Source organism: Okeanomitos corallinicola TIOX110 (genome assembly GCF_038050375.1).
Classification (GTDB): domain Bacteria; phylum Cyanobacteriota; class Cyanobacteriia; order Cyanobacteriales; family Nostocaceae; genus Okeanomitos; species Okeanomitos corallinicola.
Window position 1 is genome coordinate 899,125 of the sequence record NZ_CP150886.1, and the last position, 19,916, is coordinate 919,040.

Genomic DNA, 19,916 nt, shown 5'->3' on the forward strand with positions numbered 1-19,916 from the left:
TTAAAAAAATACTCTGCAAACATTGATAATAAATTTTATAGTCTTCATAACTCATCAGTATAAATTCAGTGTGTTGATGTGTTGATTTTCTCAACTTCTCCTACTTTCTATTGGTGTTAATATTGCGATCGCCTGTCAGTTTTTAATCATATTTATTCGTTACTTTTCTTGTTATTATTGACTCTGTTTCCTAAGTTCTTGAAAATCATTAATAATATCATCTTCCATCAATTCGGTGCGTTACGCTGTCGCTAACACACCCTACAACTACAACTAATTATCATCACCATTTGTTGCAGTTACAGAATTATTTTCTAACAATTCTATTTCCTTTTCTCGCTCCTTCTTCCGATTAATCATCGCATTTTTAAACAACTTCAATTTATAAGGATCGGCATCTTTGCACCAATATAATTTATATCCTTTAACAGTGGTAAAATGTTCCTCTAAACATTTACGCCAACCCGAAAGATTCCTAATACTATGTAAATTATCCAAAAGTCCCCGTTCTTGCTCTTGCATAGTTAATTGAGCAATTTTTTCATATTGGGGATAATCTGGAGTTACTAAAGTTTCTAATTGATGAAGTATTGGTGGATCAATATCATACTCTTTATAACTTACGTGCAAATCCCGTAAATCAATCGTCATTGATCTAGATAATGTCGGATGAGCTTCAGTATCAAATTCAGAATAAACTAAATAAGAAATCTTTGGTGTTTGCAAATGAAACTTAATCACATTTGCTTCTTCTAACCTACCAATGGTGCGACTAGCACAACCTTCATATAATCGTAATAGAGGATCAAGTGATTGTAATGCAGAAATATGAACTAAAAGAGAATTAGCTAATTTTTTCCCAATTTTACTTTCTTGACAGCGTTTGATAATTAATTCTGTATTTCCCAAACTGCGTAACATTTGATCCGCATCTAAACAAGCTTGTTTATAACTACTGTATAAACCTAAAATATCTTCTTGAACTGCGGTTGGTAATTTTCCCAATCTAGGACGATGACTAAATTGACATAATGCTAAATAAACTAGCAAATCTTGACGACGTTTATCGGCGATCGCTTCCCATTCTTCTGAGTCTGTAGCTTTAATAATCACTTGAAAAGCTCGTCGTAAACTGCTAAATTGTTGACAAATTTCCTCGGCTTGGGGCAATTCATCCTTACTAGGAATTCTCCCCCGTTCCGTCATAAAATCCATCAGAGGAGTTAACAGTTCTCTATGTTCTTCAAATTTTTGTACACAAGCTCTAATTCTGGGAGTAGTAGAACGAGAACGGTAACGAGATGCACGGAATAATTCTGTTGCAGATGGATCTCGAAAAACAAAATAAACACCTAAAGCTGCGGGGATAGCATCAACTCCCAAAACTTGATCAATATAGGTTTTTAATTCTTCTTGTTCATAGTATTTTTGAAAAGTATTTCTTCTAGTGATCACACCGTCACCATAAGCCATAATACCTTTTTTGGAGTCAGCAATTAAAACCTGAGCGGATACTAACATAACTTTTTGCGTCAGTTCCCAGGCTTTGATTAGTGCTTCTCGACGTTCACTTTGGTTTTCGATCACGTTAATAACAAAACCAATATTGACAATATCCGCAGCTATTAGGGGATGATCTGATAAGTAGTAAGGATCCCATCCGTTACTAGAATAACCTTGATTGGCAATACGTTTCATATCTCCGCCATGTCCACAACCATAGTCAAAAAACGTGGTTTCTGGAGTAAAAAAACCTGCATCTAAGGCTAAACGTAAAGGACGGGAAAAGTCATGACGAATTATAGCTGCTTTATGTCTTTCTATTTTCGGTATTAAGTTGTCTGGAACGGTATTAGTATTTTTTTTAACTAAACTGTGTCCATGTATTTCTACTCCATAAATTTGTAACCTTTTTTCCCAGCCTAATTTTGTGCCAATACCCCTGGTGTTGTTCAGTAAACCTAAATCTTCTTGGGCGCGAGTAAGGTCTGCAAATTCTTGATAGAGAGGATAGTCAGGAGTAACAAAGGTTTCTTTGCGATGGAGAATGGGAGGGTTTTCTGTATCTGTGTAATCTCGATGATTAAAAGTGAGATTTTCTACATCAACTTGAATGCTAGATTGTAAGGCAGGGTGAGGATCTATATCAAAGTCAGGATAAAATAAATAGGATATTTTAGGTTTACTGGTACTAAATTTAACTATAGTTGCTTTTTCACTTTGAGGAGCTAAACTGCGAGCGATGCTTTCATAATGTTGAAGTTGGATGTCAAGGGTATGGATTGCCAAAATATGGATATAAAAAGCATCTGGAAGAAGTTTGCCATACTGACTGCTGTAGCAACGAGCAGCGATCGCACTAAGAGAAATTTGATCTGGAGTTGGGAAAATTTCCTCAAGGTTGTTCAAGCTGTCGTTAGGCTTAACTATTGCACTCATGAGTATAAAACCACTGGGAAAAACTGATTAGCAGGGACATTTTGATATTAATTGTCTAATCATAATTATGAATTTTATATTTTTCGTAATCAATAAGATTTATTATGAAGGAAGTGAGTATTATTAAAAATTACTATCACCATAATTTTAGTTAAGTTTCTGATTCTCTAGCAGCGTTAGTCAAGTAATACTACTTTAGTAGTTAGTAACTTTAAATACTAATTAATTATCTTTTTTCATAGCTAAATCGTGGTTTTACCCGGTTTTTGCTAGGGTAAACGGCTTAATATTGCCAATATAGCTGATATGTGTGTTTATTATTGGTAGATGAACAGAATGATATAATCGGATACTACCTTATTTTATTGTAGATAGTTGTAAATCGCAATTTCATAAGTTAACTTTTGTAAAGTAAGTTGGTGAAAAGTAGCAATTTTTAATCTTAATAACGATATAAATATCTTTATTAAGAAGTCTTTGATAATAGTGATCTTAACTTGTACATTTATGTCATCAGCTCATATCAAAATTGTGTAACCTGGAAAAAACTCAGCTAATAATTTAATAGAGGTCTGATGACTCCTACAATTATGCGTCAACTCTGGTCTATAGTTGAAGCAGCGCAAACTGTGACTCTTTTGCAAATGGATGATGCCAGCTTGGTACAATGGCTAGTCAAACAAACCACAAAGCAAACTTTGTTAAATCCCGATGAAACAGATTTTCTTTGTGACTATGTTAGCGCTCGACTCAATCTTATTCGTGATCTTGCCTATGAACGTCAGCAGTCGTAAACAGGTGACAGTGAACAGACTGACAACTGACTACTGACTTTGTGGTAAATAACCTTCAACTAAACAGTCAGAACCGACAACACGCCAACTCACATTTTCTAAAGACAAAGCCTCAGTCATAGAGGTAAAACCTAAGTCACCTACGGGTGTAGGAGCATAACTACCACCAATGATTTTGGGAGCGATAAACGCGAGGATTTTTTGGACTGCTTTTTGGGCGATCGCCTTAGCTGCTAAAGTACCACCGCATTCCCACAGCACAGCACAAAAACCACGCTCATATAGATAAGCCATGACATGATCCGGTGTCAGTAATGGAAATTCCACAACTTCCACACCCTTATTGAGTAAAAGCTTTTGAAAATCTAGTGAACTGCCCACCTCGGTTAAAACCACGGTTGGAGCTGCTGCGACTTCCCATAAATGGGCATTTTCCGGCAAACTGAGACTGCGACTCATAACCACCCGTAGAGGATTATATCCTTCCTGTTGATGAGTAGTGAGGTAAGGATTATCCTGTCTCACAGTATTTCCACCAACAATCACAGCATCACAAGCAGCCCGGAGTTGATGTACCTCATTGCGGGCTTCTGAATTTGTAATCCAAGCACTATGTCCAGAACTGGTAGCAATTTTGCCATCTAGAGTCATAGCATACTTTAAAATTCCCAAAGGTCGTTTGTGGAGGATACGATGGATAAAACCTTCATTAAGTTGACGACAAGCGTCCTCTTCCACCCCCACAACCACCTCAATTCCCGCAGCACGTAAGCGAGCAATACCGCCGCCAGCTACTAAGGGGTTAGGATCAACCATACCCACGACAACCTTAGATACACCAGCCTTGACTAAACCTTCAGAGCAGGGTGGAGTACGTCCGTAGTGGTTACAGGGTTCTAGACTGACGTAGATAGTAGCACCACGAGCTTTTTCCCCTGCTGCTTGGAGGGCAAATACCTCTGCATGAGGTTCGCCGGCACGGGGATGAAAACCTTCGCCGACAATTTCACCATCTTTCACAACTACTGCCCCCACTAAAGGATTTGGTGAAGTGCGTCCTAAAGCACGACCAGCAAGTTGCAAACACCTTTGCATCATTAGGGAGTCGAATTCACTACTTAACATATTTGAATAAATTACGAATTACGAATTAATTTCATCTTTTGCCACCAACGGTTTAAAGGATAATAAAGTACAGGGGCCCACAAACTACTGAGAATAGCAGAAGCTAAAGCAACACGTTGGTAGTAAGTCCAGATATCTTCAGATTTACGGAAACACATATCGCCACAGCTACCACCCATCAAAGATAATTGCAGGGCAAAAATAGTATTGGATACCACTGCCATCCCAAAAACAATTAAGGCAATGGAAATAAAATCTTCTTGGATAAAACGTTGCTTCTGAATTAGACTGGTGAGCATTCCTACTATTCCCAAGCTAATAGCATGGGTAGGATGATGTGCTGTCATGCCATCTTGCAGTAATCCCAAAACTATACCGGCAAATACCCCTGAAATCACCGGACGTTTTACACTCCAAGCTACTACCCAAATTAGTAACCAGTTAGGACTGATATCCAATAGTTCCATACCTGGAAATCTTGTAGGTAACATGAGTAAACATAAAAATACCGATCCAGCGGTGATAATCCAATCTGTAACTTGCAGTAACCCAGGATGCCAATGGCTCAACTTGGGTATTAAAGATTGAAATTTTTGGTCTGGCGTTTTGGTAATCTTGTTTTTGTTGCCCAGAAATCCAGGAATTTTCATTATACTTATCCGAAATTTTTAATAATCTAATTAGACTTTTGTCGTTCTTGGTTTTCTGGTTTGGCTATTTCCGGATCTATTTTTTCTGAGCCTGGATATACAGTTACCCAATCTAAATAACGTATTGATGGGAATAGCTCTACTTTCGCTACTGATGCTGGGAGTTTCTTTAAATCAAGAGATTTGATTCTACCCACTGGGACACCAGCCGGATACTTTTGGCTATAAGTGGATGTAGAAACTAAATCGCCAACTTTGACATTAGGAACTTTTTCATAAAACTCTAACACTCCCTCTGTAGATGAATCTCCCCGTAATACTCCTTTGGCGTTTGTACGGCTGATGGATACACCTACTTGACTTTTCAAATCGCTGACTAATAATACACGGCTGGTATTAGGGGTGACACTTTCTACTAAACCTACTAAACCACCTTCTGCTCTGACAACAAAACCTTCTTGAATCCCTGCTTTTGTGCCACTATTTAAAGTTACCTGTTGCCACCACTGATCAGCACTACGTCCTACTACCCTAGCAATGATCGGGTGTGTTGAGAGTTTTTCTTTTTCTACGTAACCTAGTAGGCTTTTGAGTTTTTGATTTTGGCTCTCTAACTCAATAATACGGGTTTGCAATTCTAATAATTGAGCATCATTTATGCGCTCTTCGGGACTTATCCCTGGTTGTAGGGTTTTTAATGGACGACTAATACTTTGATATACTTCCATGACTAACGTCCCTTGGGTTTGTCGGAGTGTCCAAGCACTACCAACTACCAGAACTAACAAACCCATGTGTAATGCTTTATGTTCCCACCAGCGTCTTGCAGTAAACATTTATACCTAATTTCTATAAGTGATTAAGATAATGGATGCTATATTTTATGGATACAGTATCCATCATCTTGTTTACAGTTTTAGCTACATATTACGAGAGCGTCCACTGAATACTCTCTCTAGTTGCTTAAAGTTTTCTAACACACGACCTGTACCCAAGACAACACAACTCAGGGGATCAGCAGCAATATGGGTAACAATTCCTGTTTCATGACTAATTAAGGTGTCTATACCTTTTAGTAATGCGCCACCACCAGCCAACATAATTCCCCGATCAATTATGTCTGCTGCTAGTTCTGGTGGAGTTCTTTCTAGTGTTCGTTTAACTGCTTCTATAATTATTGATAATGGTTCTATCATACTTTCCCGAACTTCCGGGCCTTTAATGGTTACAGTTCTTGGTAATCCAGAGAGTAGGTGCAAGCCACGGACTTCCATAATAGTCTCATTATCATCATGGGTGGGATAGGCTGAACCAATACGAATTTTGATGTCTTCGGCGGTACGTTCTCCAATGACTAGGTTATGAACTTTTTTCATATACTGCATGATTGAGTTTGTAAGTTCATCACCAGCAATACGTACTGATTCGCTAATTACTGTCCCTTGTAGACTAAGTACGGCTACTTCTGTTGTGCCACCACCAACGTCAATGATCATGTTTCCGGTGGGTTCAGCTACTGGTAAACCTGCACCAATGGCTGCGGCTACCGGTTCATCTATTAAATATACTTCCCTGGCACCGGCATGAGTGGCTGCATCCATGACAGCCCTTCTTTCTACTCCTGTGACACCGCTGGGAATACCGATGACAATACGTGGTAGTATGAGTGATCTTCCTTCATGTACTCGCTGGATGAAACTTTGTAGCATCAATTCGGCGGTGTCAAAATCAGCAATTACACCATCTCGCAGGGGACGAACTGCTATGACATTACCCGGTGTACGACCGATCATTTTTTTTGCATCTTCTCCTACTGCTAGTGCTATTTTTTCATTTTGATCAATGGCAACTACTGAAGGTTCTTGCAGTACGATTCCTTTACCAGATACATAAACTAGGGTGTTGGCTGTACCGAGGTCGATACCCATATCCCATGATGAGCGAAAGTTTCTGAAAAGACCCACGCGTATCTATGCCCCCTATGTGCGATAATTTGTGATTAAATGATAAGTGAGAGAGTTTATTTGCCTGGATTTTATGATGTCTGTTGTATTGACTCCAGTAAATTAGACTATTTTTTTCTATAATTTTTGTCAATCTAGATGGATGTTTTAGACATCTTATTTCCTCTCTTCTGGAGTTCCTCAGTATAACCGTATAATTTTCATAATGATGACAAGTATTTTTTGAATCATTGTGGAGAGTTAATTATATTGCTAATGATTTAACATATTTGAAATAATTTTACAAGACACCCTCTTAGCCTCAACTTTTATTTGTCAAGATCGAAAAAACAATAAAAATACAGAGATTTTCTCTTTTCAGTAGGCATATGGGTAAGATACGGGTTTAACTTTCCTGTAGAATAGCCTGAAGGTGTCAAAATTAGCTATGATAAAATTTTTAATGTCAGTATATCTGTACTAAAAGGTAAGAATTATGAGCATTAATGTTGTTACTCTAGTTGGCCGTGTAGGTGGTGATCCAGATATCAGGTATTTTGAGTCAGGAACGGTGAAATGTCAGTTGACTTTAGCAGTAAACAGAAGAACCCGCAATAGTGATCAACCTGACTGGTTTAATTTGGAACTGTGGGGAAAAACGGCGGAAGTAGCAGGTAACTATGTCCGTAAGGGTAGTTTAATCGGGGTTAAAGGTGCGCTAAAATTTGATACTTGGAGCGATCGCCAAACAGGAGCTAGTCGCTCAAAACCAGTGATTCAGGTGGAACAACTGGAGTTACTTGGTTCTAAGCGTGATGCTGAAAATGGCATGAGTGATATGTCTCCAGAAAATTTCTAGTTATTCAGGAGTCAGAAGGCGAACGGCCGTTCGCCCGTACAGGAGTCAGAAGAAAGATAAATATTTCCAGTGACTAATAACTAATTTGCAGGGTTACGGATGCTTGCACCTCCTGTTCACCGCCAACTACTGGGGTAGAAGCATCGGCGAGGTTAGCTTTGGCAAATTCAGCCCTTTGCAGCATTGGTGGTGGGGGTGCGCTGGCATTGTTAATTTGAATGCTGACTATTTCCTGTGATTGTAAACCTAAACTACTCAAGACAGCTTCCGCTTGTTCTTTGGCATCTTGGGTAGCTTTTTTTAATGCTTGTTTTTGGGCATTACTAATAGCTTCGTCTGTAGCAATAAAACTGATACCATTGATTTGTGTTGCCCCAATTTTGACAGTTTCATCTAACAATGTACCGACTTGATCGGTGGGAAAACGAAAATTGACAGTGTTACTGGCAGCATAACCAGTAATTTTTTGGACGTTGTTTGTATAACTATAAACTGGGTTGAGGCGAACTCCTGTAGTTTGTAATTTATCTACATTGCGACTTTTGAGAAAATCTACCACAGCGGATGATCTACGGGCTACTTCTTTTTGTACTTCCTGGGCGGTTTTACCTTGAACTTCTACACCTAAATTAATTTGTGATAGACTGGTGGGGATGCGTTCAATACCAGTACCACTAACAGTTAAAGTGCGCCATATTTTGGCTTTTTCTTCGGCTGATGCGGGTAAAGCAAACATGAGACATATTAATAATGTAGTGTAGATTGTTTTCCCTAGTTTCTGAATTGGGAAAGAAGGAAGAGATAAGGTATTTCTGGACATTTATATATACACTCCTCAAAAAGTGAACCTGTTTTTAGGGTTCGTCTGTTGATATTCTGGCATTGAAGATATTTAAGTATTTTGTGGTTACAATTTTGGCAACGACAATATATTTTTTTTCATATACTGTGCTGATACTCTCTCTTATTCTGGTAAAAATTCAGAATCTAAAATTTCTGTGAATGTGTAGAGACAATTTTCAGGAAATAAGGATAAACCAGTTTCTCTTTCTGCGCTAATGGTAGCTAAAGGATAAACTTCTTGAATGGCTTCAGTTAGATGAGATTGAAGACTAGGGTTTTTTTGTAAGAGTTTCTCTAACCGCAGACGTTGTTCTTTGATGGTTAATTGCCAACTTCGAGAACGTAAATTAGGCTGAAATTGCCATTTTAAGAGGTGCATAATTAAAACTTCTAATCTGCTTTCTAATTGTCGCTTTTCTGAACGTCCCATGTCTTCTATTTCTTCGGCGATATTATGCCAATCTATTTGATGGTGTTGTCCAGTTTTTAATAGTTGTACTTGTTCCTGTGTCCAAGCATAAAAGTCATTTTCGTGGGTGCTTAAGTTCATAAGTTCTCCATACCGAAATTAAATTATTCCATATATAATGAAGGACTTTTAAAATATTTTCTCAATACATAATAAAATTTTTGCCACACTTATATTGTGGTATCATAAATATTTTGGCGATTTATTTATCTATCACCTACTGCCAAACAAATGATCTAGATATAATTAAAAAACGAGCGTGGAGGGATTTGAACCCCCGACCCACAGAACCGGAATCTGTTGCTCTATCCACTGAGCCACACGCCCAAAATAATCTAATCCCAATTATAACATCTTTTTTCCAAGTTTGGGGAAATTACCATCAAGAATTTTAATTAGCTTTTACAAATATTCTGCGGGGTTGACTGGTGAACCATTGCGACGGACTTCAAAATGGAGATGGGGTCCTGTGGATAAACCTGTAGAACCGACTGCGGCGATCGCCTGTCCTTTTTCTACTCTTTGTCCTTCGCTGACATACAATTGGCTACAATGGGCGTAGAGTGTGGTCATTCCTTTACCATGATCAACAATCAAGGCTTTACCATAACCACCATACCAACCCGCAAATATCACTACACCGGAATCTGCGGATCTGATGGTGCTACCATAACCAGCAGCAAAATCTAATCCTGAGTGAAAACGACGATATCCGAGAATCGGGTGTGTTCTCCAACCAAAGGGACTACTGGTAGGTGCATCGCTGGGAAAAGCAAAGATACCAGTACCACGAATCCAAATTTTACTGTTAGCTTTAGCGCGTGCTTCTCTTTCTTCTTTAGCTTTTTGTTCGGCAATTTTTTGTTGAATTAAAGTTGTTAAACTTTCTGAATCTTGTTCTAATTGTTCTTGTGCTGCTGCTAAGGCTAGACGATCACTATTTAACCTTTGAATTAAATCTGTTTGTAATTCTGCTTGGGATTGATAATCGGCTTTTTGGGCTAATAATTGTTCTCTAATAATAGCAATTTGATTTTTTTGTTTTTCTACTGCTGTTTTTTGTTGAATTAAAAAATTCGCATCTTCTGTCAGTTTATCTAAAATCTTTTGATCTGCTTGATAAACTAACTTTAAGCGTTGACGACGATTAATAAAATCACTTAAATTTGCACTTTGTAAGAGAACAGCTAAACCTTGAGAAGACTGGGAACGCTGGAGAAATCTTAATCTAGCTATGGTTGCTAATCTTCTTTGTTCATAGTTTTTTTCTGTAATTACTAATACTTCTAGTAATTTCCCCAGACTGTCATTAGCCAATTTTAAGCGATTTTCACTTTCTTGAATTTGGCTATTTGTAGATTGTAAATTATTTTCAATTCCATCTAAATGTTGTTGAGCTTGGTTTTGTAAATTGGTGAGACTGTCTTTTTTTTCAATTACTTGTTCACGCTCTTGCTGTATTTGCTGTTGCTGTTGTTTGAGTTTATCAATGTTTGGGGAAGATATACCATACACTGGTAATAATCCCACGGAAATCCACAGAATCAAAAAAAATGCCCAACATAGCCACAAATATTTAAAATTTACTTCAATTGAATTTTTCATACCTTTATTTTTAAACATTAAATTTAAACATTAAAAATATTACTTTGAGAAATAATAATTTGGTATAAGAATATCAACAATGTTTTACAGCACTTCCCGGTGTTATGAGGTACATATATAGCGGGCAAGATGCCCGCACCACAAGAGTTTCATGATTCAACTTTGTACCTCATTAGAGCGGAATCTGCTGTAATGGCAAAACATTATTTATAAAATCTATGTTATGGGTTTTGGTTAGACTGTGGTTGGGAAGGCAGGCATAGTTCCAAAAAACATAGACAAATATCTCATGCCTTTCATTTGCCGGGAATAACCCCGACTTTCTCGGACTACAACGCCACGCCACTTGCTACAAGTCGGGAAACCCGCCCAACGCAGTGGCTCCTCTATCCCTAGACTAAAAGCTGTCGGGACTACTTTACGTAAAATATTCAAACTACCGATGACTATATTTGTCTATAAATTCGGCGAAGTTTACCAATACGAGCCGGGTATCAGTTGGGCTTGTGGTCTGTTAAGTTAGTATTTTGTAGCACGTCCTTTTCTAACACAGGCGGTAACTGCGATCGCAACCAAGGTAGAATTAGCAAAAGCTAATAAAAACTTCCTCCTTGCCCAAGCTTCCTGGTAATTGGCTAAAGACCAGTTATTTTAACCAATAAGCCCTTGTGTATCTAATTTGGATATCTCATGCAGGATATGTAGCTTTGATGAATTAGGATATAGTTTACCCCTTTCGAGGAGATACTTGGTAAAAACTAATCTAATAACCATAATTTCTTGTTAAGTTAAATTAAACAACAGTGATTATTACCCAAAACCGAGAGGGTAAATTAAATTTCAGTATCAAATAATTCAGGGTTACGGAGTAAACTAAATTATGCAGCAGCTTGTTGAACAAACCGAATTAGATTACCAAAGTGAAACCTACAAAGACGCTTACAGTCGAATTAATGCCATTGTGATTGAAGGGGAGCAAGAAGCCCATGAAAATTACATTACATTAGGTGATTTGCTGCCAGAAAGCAAAGATGAACTAATTCAGCTTTCCAAAATGGAAAACCGCCACAAGAAAGGGTTTGAAGCTTGTGGACGCAACTTAAAAGTTACTCCAGACATACAGTTTGCGAAAGAGTTTTTCTCTGGATTGCATGAAAACTTCCAAATCGCAGCCAAAGAAGGTAAAGTTGTTACCTGTCTGTTGATTCAATCTTTGATAATTGAGTGTTTTGCGATCGCAGCTTATAACATCTACATTCCCGTAGCCGATGATTTTGCTCGCAAAATTACTGAAGGTGTAGTTAAAGAAGAATACAGTCACCTCAACTTTGGAGAAGTTTGGCTACAAGCAAATTTTGAAGCATCCAAAGCAGAACTAGAAGACGCGAACCGTCAAAACCTACCCATTGTTTGGCAAATGCTGAACCAAGTAACCGATGATGCCAAAATCCTGGGCATGGAAAAAGATGCTTTAGTTGAAGATTTCATGATTCAATACGGCGAAGCCCTGAGTAACATTGGTTTTACCACCCGTGATATCATGCGTCTTTCCGCCTACGGACTAGCAACCGTCTAGGGAGTAGGGGAGGTAGGGGAAGCAGGGGAAGCAGGGGAAGCAGGGGGAGAATATTTTTAACAATACCCATTCCCCAGTCCCCAGTCCCCACTATTGACACTTTATGTAGTATTTTTAAGAGTTAGAGATTATTTTCTGATTTTACGCTTTTCATAGCACACGCCTAAAATATCACTAATGTTTGGTCTAATTGGACATCTGACAAGTTTAGAACACGCTCAATCTGTAGCTCAAGAATTGGGATACCCAGAATATGCCGATCAAGGGCTAGACTTTTGGTGTAGCGCCCCGCCGCAAATAGTTGATCACATCACTGTCACCAGTATTACTGGTCAAAAAATAGAAGGACAGTATGTAGAATCTTGCTTTTTGCCAGAAATGTTAGCAAATCGTCGCATTAAGGCAGCAACACGGAAAATACTAAATGCGATGGCTCATGCCCAAAAGCATGGCATTGATATCACAGCTTTAGGTGGGTTTTCCTCAATTATCTTTGAGAACTTTAATTTAGAGCAGTTTAAGCAAGTCCGTAACCTAACATTAGATTTTGAAAAATTTACAACAGGAAATACTCACACAGCCTATATTATCTGTCGTCAGGTAGAAGCAGCTTCTAAACAACTGGGTATAGAACTATCAAAAGCCACAGTAGCGGTGTGTGGAGCAACAGGAGATATTGGTAGTGCTGTCACACGCTGGCTAGATAAAAAAACAGATGTCCAAGAATTGCTATTAATAGCCCGTAACCAAGAGCGTCTGCAAGAACTACAAGCAGAATTGGGACGGGGTAAAATTATGGATCTAGAGGCAGCATTACCCGAAGCAGATATTATAGTTTGGGTTGCAAGTATGCCTAAAGGTGTAGAAATTGATCCTACTGTGTTAAAAAAACCTTGTTTATTAATTGATGGTGGATATCCTAAAAATTTAGGCACAAAAGTTCAGCATCCAGGTGTTCATGTTTTAAATGGTGGAATAGTTGAGCATTCTTTGGATATTGACTGGAAAATCATGAAAATTGTCAATATGGATGTGCCAGAACGCCAGTTATTTGCCTGTTTTGCAGAATCAATGTTGTTGGAATTTGAGAAGTTATACACAAACTTTTCTTGGGGGCGTAATCAGATTACCGTAGACAAAATGGAGCATATTGGTCAACTATCTGTAAAACATGGATTTAGACCTTTATTAGTTTAGGAACTGAGGACTGGGAAAAATGAATCAGCTTTTGCCTCTTACCTATTCCTGATTCACCCCTGTCACCTGTCACCTGTCACCTGTCACCTGTCACCTAATCTATAACTATGGCAACAACTGAACGTAAACCGCTACTGTTGGATTTTGAAAAGCCGTTAGCAGAATTGGCTACACGCATTGATCAAATTCGTGAACTTGCAGATGAGAACTGTGTGGATGTTTCTGGGCAAATTAGCCAATTGGAAACTAGGGCGATGCAGTTACGGGAAGAAATTTTTAGCAGTCTGACTCCATCTCAGCGACTACAAGTAGCTAGACATCCTCGCCGTCCCAGTACCTTAGATTATATCCAGGCCATTAGTGATGAATGGATGGAGTTACATGGCGATCGCTGTGGTGGTGATGATCCAGCTTTAGTTGGCGGTGTGGGACGTTTGGGTGGTCAACCTGTGGTCATGTTAGGACACCAAAAAGGCCGGGATACTAAGGATAATGTCGCCCGCAATTTTGGCATGGCTGCCCCTGGAGGTTACAGAAAAGCCCTACGGTTAATGGAACACGCCAATAAATTTGGAATGCCCATTATTACCTTTATTGACACTCCAGGAGCTTGGGCAGGTATAGAAGCAGAACATCAAGGACAAGGAGAGGCGATCGCCTACAACCTGCGGCAAATGTTTTGTTTTGATGTGCCAATTCTCTGTACAGTCATCGGTGAAGGTGGATCTGGTGGGGCTTTAGGCATTGGTGTGGGCGATCGCCTGATGATGTTTGAACATTCTGTTTACACAGTAGCGACCCCAGAAGCCTGTGCAGCAATTTTATGGAAAGACGCAGCTAAAGCACCCCAAGCCGCTGTAGCTTTAAAAATTATTTCCCACGATTTAAAAAACTTAGGTATTATTGACCAAATACTACCAGAACCTATCGGTGGCGCACATTCTGACCCTTTAACAACAGCTACTACCCTTAAACAGGCATTGCTTGACAATCTGGACGAACTAAACCGTTTAACCCCGGTAGAACGTCGCCAACTGCGCTATGAGAAATTCCGCAAAATCGGAGTCTTTACTGAACTAGCCCATTAAAAATAACAGCTATAAATAATTAGCACATTAACAGTGCTATAATTGCCTATGGAAGCTTAAAGATTCTTAACAATCTGAGCAGCTATAGGCGTTTGTGTTGTGTGTTCAGCAAACAAAACTAATTTAACTGAATTGGCTAGTTTGCAGATAATTCAGTAATCAGCCTTGAATTTAGAATCTCATGATCTAAGTCAATTTATCTTGAACTGACAGATCAAACTAATGATAGGCGAGATACCCATATTGACAAAGCAACTTAGCACAAGTCAGCAAAAAATCAATTGATTTTTAGAATTATTTAATTTATGGGTGGCTGGTGACTCACAGCAGAGCCAAAAAAAATTGGAGACACCATGAGCTTTGAGCAGAAAAGACGCGCCCTAATTACTGGTGCAAGCAGTGGTATTGGTAAAGCGACAGCTTTAGCCTTTGCCAAAGTGGGAATAGATATCGCCTTAGTTAGTCGTTCTAGGGAGAAATTAGAGGGGGTAGTAACAGCAGCAAAAGCAACAGGAGTAGAAGCAAAAGCCTACCCTGTTGATCTAGCTTGTATTTCTCAAGTCAAAACCAAAATTGAAGCGATCGCCGATGACTTTGGCCCCATAGATATTTTGGTAAACAATGCCGGCATGGGATATACAGCCAATTTAGATCATATTCCCCTAGAAGACTGGCAGCGGGTGATGGACTTAAATATCACTAGCGTCTTTCAGTGCATGATGGCGATTGTGCCAAAAATGAGGCAACAAGGTCAAGGAACAATTATTAATATTGCCTCCATTGCTGCCAAACAAACCTTCCCTGGTTGGGGGGCCTACTGCGTCAGCAAAGCTGGTTTACTAGCTCTTTCTCAAACCCTAGCGCAAGAGGAACGAGCTAACGGTATTCGCGTAACTGCAATTTGTCCAGGTGCTGTGAATACGGAAATTTGGGACACAGAAACGGTTCATGCGGATTTTGATCGTGCCAAAATGTTAACCCCAGAAATAGTCGCTCAGACAATTCTGCACACAGTTTTATTACCACAGGAAACAGTGATTGAAGAATTAACCCTGATGTCTAATGCTGGTGTTCTTTAATTGTCAGAATTCACGATTCAGTAGGGGTTTAGAACTACGAAAACCCAGACAGAAGTCAGAATATTTGATCAATTCGTAGATCATCCACAACTGGTTTTTGACATCACTGTTAAAAAGCTGAGTGCTGTTAGCTGAACGCTTACAACCAATTACCAATTATCAATTACCAAGACTTATACTATGACTATTGCTGGTTCCAACGGTTCCAATCTCTCACAATCTCCTCTGATTTCTGACTTAGCACAAGCCATTAGTAGCAGACCTGATCGTAACACCCACGATGGTAAGCAAGCAGATTTGCATCCACCCTCAGAGGAGAGTATAGAGGAAATGATGGAAGCTGTGCGAACAATGCTGATAGGTGTTGGCGAAGATCCAGAACGGGAAGGATTATTAAAAACACCCAAGCGTGTAGCTAAAGCTATGAAATTTCTCACCAGTGGCTATAATCAATCTTTAGAAGAATTGGTGAATGGTGCGATTTTTGACGAAGGCCATGAAGAGATGGTGTTAGTCAGAGATATTAATTTCTTTAGTCTCTGTGAACATCATATGTTGCCATTTATGGGTAGAGCGCACGTTGCTTATATTCCCAATCAGAAAGTGGTTGGTTTAAGTAAATTGGCGCGGATTGTCGAAATGTATTCTCGCCGTTTGCAAGTACAAGAAAGGTTAACTAGACAAATTGCCGAGGCAATTCAAACCATTCTTGAACCTAAAGGTGTGGCTGTGGTGATGGAAGCTACCCATATGTGTATGGTGATGCGCGGTGTACAAAAACCTGGTTCTTGGACTGTTACCAGTTCTATGGTTGGTGTTTTCCAAGAAGATCAAAAAACCCGTGAAGAGTTCCTAAGTTTGATTCGTCATCAAGCCTCATTTTTCTAGAAATTAGAGCTTTTTAGCATTATCGCTCATCCTCAAAATTGTGTCGGGGGTGAGCGATTGGTTTATGGTTTTTTTATCTAAGGCGGAAATAGGCTAAAAGGCTTGATATAGCAAGTCACAGAGTTAAAAGTCTTTCAGTGTCTAAGTTTTAATTTTGGTTAATGTTCCAACTATTGTTAAGTTTCTTTTCTCACTACAAAAAGGAAATTCCTTATCTCCTAAAGGTATTGTCAATGCTGAGGTATTTACTGAAGTTAATGTACAGTAGTTATCTATTTTTCAAAGAACCTAAACAAAAAGTAAACAAATAAATACTTTACAACTACTGTTATATACTACATACTAACTGATATATAACTTGCTACATCAGGCAACCATCCAGATGTTAAAAGTTAAACAATCTGAAGTTGGGGGGTTAATTAGGGAATTGGGGTTACGGACTGGTTTAACTCACGAATAGTTTGCAGATGAACTCAGTGTTACTTGTGGTAATGTTAACCGTTGGGAAAATGGGCGATCGAAGCCTTCACTCAGAACAATATTTAACTAACTGTATTTAAAATAATCACTTTTTAATAGGGAATAAATATGACTAACAATGCTGACCCAAATTTTTCTCGTATAATAGAAGTATTTATTAACAGAATACAAGGTTTAAAAATGAGCTTTCCAATTGTTATAAATGCTTTTGAAAATAGTGAAAAAGAAATTCAGCAGAAATTTATTAACTTTGCATCTCAACAATCAATTACTCAAACAGATACAACTATTACTATTCCTCTTGAAAGCGCAACTAACTTTAAACAATTGTGGCAAGAAAATATGTCTTTATCTTTGGCATCAAATATTATCAAAAGAAATTTTATTATTTCATTAGTCAGTGAATTTGATATTCATTTAGCTAACTTGGTCAAAGCTATTTGTCTTACTAAACCTGAAATTCTCAATTCATCTGAAAGACATTTAAGTTTTAAAGAGTTAATACAATTTAAAACACTTGATGAAGCTAGAAATGATATTATTGATAGAGAAATAGATGGACTATTAAGAGATAGTCATGCAGAGCATTTTAAATGGTTAGAAAAAAAGTTGGGAATTGATACTTTAAGAAAGTTTTCATCTTGGAGCAATTTTATAGAAATCACTGAAAGAAGAAATTTATTTGTTCATTGTGATGGTTGTATTTCAACTCAATATTTAACAATTTGTCAGGAAAATAATGTAGACATTAATGATTATAAATTAGGAGCTTGGTTGCAAGTTGATGAAACTTATTTTAATAATGCTTATAAATGTATATTTGAAGTAGGAGTTAAATTAGTTCACGTAATTTGGAGAAAATTAAAACCTGAAGAAAGAGAATCAGCTGATACTGCACTTAATAATTTAGCTGTAGATATTCTAACATCTAATGATTATTTACTAGCAAATTTAATACTAGATTTTGCTATGCAAGAACCCAGTATTTTCAAAAAAATGGCTGACGGTACTAAATTGTTAGTAATACTTAACAAGGCGCAAACTCTTAAATGGGAAGGTAAAAATCAAGATGCTATTGATAATTTATTAAAAGATACTAATTGGAACATATTAAGTGATGAATTTAAGTTAGCAAACGCAGTGCTTATAGATAATTTTGATGATGCTTATCAAATCATGAAAAAGATAGGTAATAACTCCAAAATGATTTCAAAGATTCATTATAGAGAATGGCCAATATTTAGGGAATTTAGAAAGTCTCAACAATTTTTACAAGGTTACGAAGAAGTTTTCAGTGAACCGTTTGACCAGCCTTCTTTATTAAATGAAGAACCCCTTATGCCGCTTTCAAACGCTGAAAATAACTAGCATAACTAAGGTAAATAATTCAATACTGCTGTAAACAATGATTAATTGTCCTGAATGTTTGACACCACAGCAAGTACAGTTAATTGCTGAAGCTATTAAAAATTTTACCATTGTTGATAATCCTAGCCCAACATCTAAACCAATTCCTAAACCAATTCCTAAACCAAAGCTTGTTAAGCATCTGTCGGTTTTTTGAGTTGTTTTAAAACTAAAATTCTCGTCGGAGGATAATTATTATCTTTGACTGTATAGGTAATTCCAAATCCTGTATTACTAGATAAAATATCTAGAATTTGATAACGTTCTCTGAGAATAGCACCAATGGGTAAAATATTATTCATATCTTTGATAAACTGTAGGTTGGGTTGACACAAGGAAACCCAACATTTTTAAAGTTGTTTTTGAGTTGTGCTGTCGCTTAACCCAACCTACAATTATTCTTAATTAGCCTGATTTTGTTTTAACCAGTTTTCCAAATCTGCAAGTACAGAGAAATCTAATAAATCTTCAGCCAAATTTTCTATTTTTTCTATAGATAATTGCTGAATTTTCGTTAATAACACATCAGGAAATTTACCAAAACGGCGCTTTAATAGTCTAATCACAAGGGATATCGCTTCTCGTTCTATTCCTTGTTCTATTCCCTGTTCTATTCCTTGTTCTATTCCTTGTTCTATTCCTTGTTCTATTCCCTGTTCCAATCCCTGTTCTATTCCTTGTTCCAATCCCTGTTTTAATGCTTCTTCCTTCCATTCTCTAATCGCTCTGGGTTCTTCTGTAATTGGTCCTAACATAGCTTCTATTTCCTCTCGACTGAGTTTAGTAAGTTTATAAACAATGATGGTCGTCACTAAATCTATTATGGCTTCTTTTTCTAGGTTGTCTACCTCCGTATTTTTAGCTTTGTTTATTAAAAATTTAGCTGCTTCTACTGCTTTTGTTTCTGGAGTAGTCGTCAGCAACATTAACGCTATTCCTAAAGGTTGTTCCTGTAAATCTCCCAGTTCATTAAGATAGATTCTCTTGACTTTATAACTGTCTATTAACACATCATGAATTGTTGAGTTAGATGGTTCTAGACTACGAGATGGAAAAATTATGACTCCAAACCAGTTATCATAGCGAACTTGGTGACGATACAGAAATGTCATTAATTCGGTAAAAAAGCGATGATATAAATCTTCGTCTTCTTGAAATTGCACCTCCGCAAAAAATGCTATTTTGGGATTAGCATGATCAGGTGGTAGAAATACTCCATCAATTCTAAATGCTGTTTCTTTGACTTCTATGGAATCAAATTGATAATCAGCAGCTTCTGGTGGTTTTTCATCTACCAATTCAAACAGTAAACTAGGAAATTGTTTAAATAATTTATAGAAAATGGAATCACGACGCATTATAAATATTTTTTCTCCTGACTAAAAACCCTGAAAATATTATTAGATTATATTATAATTTATTGGTATTATGTATTGCTTTTTATTACCATTTCAATTAACAATGAAATCTAAAA

At 37.7% G+C, this 19,916-nt stretch carries 19 protein-coding genes, 1 tRNA gene and 1 pseudogene; 8 read left to right on the forward strand and 13 right to left on the reverse strand.

All coding sequences use genetic code 11. The features are described from left to right. Positions 1 to 273 precede the first annotated feature (273 nt). Entirely contained in the window at positions 274 to 2,439 is a 2,166-nt protein-coding gene (locus tag WJM97_RS03850; RefSeq protein ID WP_353931728.1) for a DNA phosphorothioation-associated putative methyltransferase, read from the reverse strand. A 575-nt stretch (positions 2,440 to 3,014) separates the two neighbouring features. Between WJM97_RS03850 and WJM97_RS03855 the strand changes: the two genes are divergently transcribed. Next, entirely contained in the window at positions 3,015 to 3,233 is a 219-nt protein-coding gene (locus tag WJM97_RS03855; RefSeq protein ID WP_353931729.1) for a hypothetical protein, read from the forward strand. A gap of 30 nt (positions 3,234 to 3,263) precedes the next feature. Here WJM97_RS03855 and ribD read toward each other — a convergent pair whose 3' ends face one another. The 4 genes from ribD to WJM97_RS03875 all read right to left on the reverse strand — a co-directional run bounded on the left by ribD (position 3,264) and on the right by WJM97_RS03875 (position 6,936). Then, positions 3,264 to 4,358 (reverse strand): bifunctional diaminohydroxyphosphoribosylaminopyrimidine deaminase/5-amino-6-(5-phosphoribosylamino)uracil reductase RibD, encoded by a 1,095-nt coding sequence (gene ribD / locus WJM97_RS03860; protein ID WP_353931730.1) that lies wholly within the window; start codon positions 4,356 to 4,358, stop codon positions 3,264 to 3,266. An 11-nt stretch (positions 4,359 to 4,369) separates the two neighbouring features. Further along, a complete protein-coding gene (mreD, locus tag WJM97_RS03865; RefSeq protein ID WP_353931731.1) occupies positions 4,370 to 5,008 on the reverse strand; it encodes a rod shape-determining protein MreD in 639 nt (212 codons plus the stop codon). Between the two features lie 26 nt (positions 5,009 to 5,034). Then, on the reverse strand, positions 5,035 to 5,844 hold the full coding sequence (mreC, locus tag WJM97_RS03870; protein WP_353931732.1) for a rod shape-determining protein MreC: 810 nt from the start codon (positions 5,842 to 5,844) through the stop codon (positions 5,035 to 5,037). A gap of 84 nt (positions 5,845 to 5,928) precedes the next feature. Beyond that, positions 5,929 to 6,936 (reverse strand): rod shape-determining protein, encoded by a 1,008-nt coding sequence (locus WJM97_RS03875; RefSeq protein WP_353931733.1) that lies wholly within the window; start codon positions 6,934 to 6,936, stop codon positions 5,929 to 5,931. 511 nt (positions 6,937 to 7,447) lie between these two features. On the opposite strand from WJM97_RS03875, the gene WJM97_RS03880 reads away from it, so the two are divergent. Then, positions 7,448 to 7,810 (forward strand): single-stranded DNA-binding protein, encoded by a 363-nt coding sequence (locus WJM97_RS03880; RefSeq protein WP_353931734.1) that lies wholly within the window; start codon positions 7,448 to 7,450, stop codon positions 7,808 to 7,810. Positions 7,811 to 7,883: 73 nt separating this feature from the next. Here the strand turns inward: WJM97_RS03880 and WJM97_RS03885 are convergent, their stop codons facing one another. The 6 genes and pseudogenes from WJM97_RS03885 to WJM97_RS03910 form a co-directional block, all read right to left on the reverse strand. After that, on the reverse strand, positions 7,884 to 8,630 hold the full coding sequence (locus tag WJM97_RS03885) for an SIMPL domain-containing protein (protein WP_353931735.1): 747 nt from the start codon (positions 8,628 to 8,630) through the stop codon (positions 7,884 to 7,886). Between the two features lie 144 nt (positions 8,631 to 8,774). Further along, entirely contained in the window at positions 8,775 to 9,203 is a 429-nt protein-coding gene (locus WJM97_RS03890; RefSeq protein WP_353931736.1) for a DUF29 domain-containing protein, read from the reverse strand. A gap of 173 nt (positions 9,204 to 9,376) precedes the next feature. Then, positions 9,377 to 9,449, reverse strand: a tRNA-Arg gene (locus tag WJM97_RS03895). A gap of 75 nt (positions 9,450 to 9,524) precedes the next feature. Further along, positions 9,525 to 10,727 (reverse strand): peptidoglycan DD-metalloendopeptidase family protein, encoded by a 1,203-nt coding sequence (locus tag WJM97_RS03900; RefSeq protein ID WP_353931737.1) that lies wholly within the window; start codon positions 10,725 to 10,727, stop codon positions 9,525 to 9,527. 234 nt (positions 10,728 to 10,961) lie between these two features. Then, a complete protein-coding gene (locus WJM97_RS03905; protein ID WP_353931738.1) occupies positions 10,962 to 11,162 on the reverse strand; it encodes a hypothetical protein in 201 nt (66 codons plus the stop codon). A 117-nt stretch (positions 11,163 to 11,279) separates the two neighbouring features. After that, positions 11,280 to 11,378 (reverse strand): annotated as a pseudogene (locus WJM97_RS03910) (carbohydrate ABC transporter permease); the annotation flags it as partial. A gap of 229 nt (positions 11,379 to 11,607) precedes the next feature. Here WJM97_RS03910 and WJM97_RS03915 point away from each other — a divergent pair. The 6 genes from WJM97_RS03915 (at position 11,608) to WJM97_RS03940 (ending at position 18,403) form a co-directional block, all read left to right on the forward strand. Continuing rightward, the gene (locus WJM97_RS03915) at positions 11,608 to 12,303 is read left to right on the forward strand and encodes an aldehyde oxygenase (deformylating) (RefSeq protein ID WP_353931739.1); all 696 of its coding nucleotides are present in this window, start codon (positions 11,608 to 11,610) and stop codon (positions 12,301 to 12,303) included. A gap of 177 nt (positions 12,304 to 12,480) precedes the next feature. After that, positions 12,481 to 13,500 (forward strand): long-chain acyl-[acyl-carrier-protein] reductase, encoded by a 1,020-nt coding sequence (locus WJM97_RS03920; protein WP_353931740.1) that lies wholly within the window; start codon positions 12,481 to 12,483, stop codon positions 13,498 to 13,500. A gap of 107 nt (positions 13,501 to 13,607) precedes the next feature. Next, positions 13,608 to 14,588 carry an acetyl-CoA carboxylase carboxyltransferase subunit alpha gene (locus WJM97_RS03925; protein ID WP_353931741.1) on the forward strand — a complete coding sequence of 327 codons (981 nt, stop codon included), beginning with the start codon at positions 13,608 to 13,610 and terminating at the stop codon, positions 14,586 to 14,588. Between the two features lie 353 nt (positions 14,589 to 14,941). After that, on the forward strand, positions 14,942 to 15,667 hold the full coding sequence (locus WJM97_RS03930; RefSeq protein ID WP_353931742.1) for an SDR family oxidoreductase: 726 nt from the start codon (positions 14,942 to 14,944) through the stop codon (positions 15,665 to 15,667). 180 nt (positions 15,668 to 15,847) lie between these two features. Next, positions 15,848 to 16,555: a GTP cyclohydrolase I FolE gene (gene folE, locus WJM97_RS03935; protein ID WP_353931743.1), complete on the forward strand. Its 708-nt coding sequence runs from the start codon at positions 15,848 to 15,850 to the stop codon at positions 16,553 to 16,555. A gap of 588 nt (positions 16,556 to 17,143) precedes the next feature. After that, the gene (locus WJM97_RS03940) at positions 17,144 to 18,403 is read left to right on the forward strand and encodes a hypothetical protein (RefSeq protein WP_353931744.1); all 1,260 of its coding nucleotides are present in this window, start codon (positions 17,144 to 17,146) and stop codon (positions 18,401 to 18,403) included. Between the two features lie 173 nt (positions 18,404 to 18,576). On the opposite strand, the gene WJM97_RS03945 is transcribed toward WJM97_RS03940, so the two are convergent. Continuing rightward, positions 18,577 to 18,744, reverse strand: coding sequence for a hypothetical protein (locus WJM97_RS03945; RefSeq protein WP_353931745.1), 168 nt, complete (start codon positions 18,742 to 18,744; stop codon positions 18,577 to 18,579). Positions 18,745 to 18,843: 99 nt separating this feature from the next. Continuing rightward, positions 18,844 to 19,800: an Rpn family recombination-promoting nuclease/putative transposase gene (locus WJM97_RS03950; RefSeq protein WP_353931746.1), complete on the reverse strand. Its 957-nt coding sequence runs from the start codon at positions 19,798 to 19,800 to the stop codon at positions 18,844 to 18,846. Positions 19,801 to 19,916 lie beyond the last annotated feature (116 nt).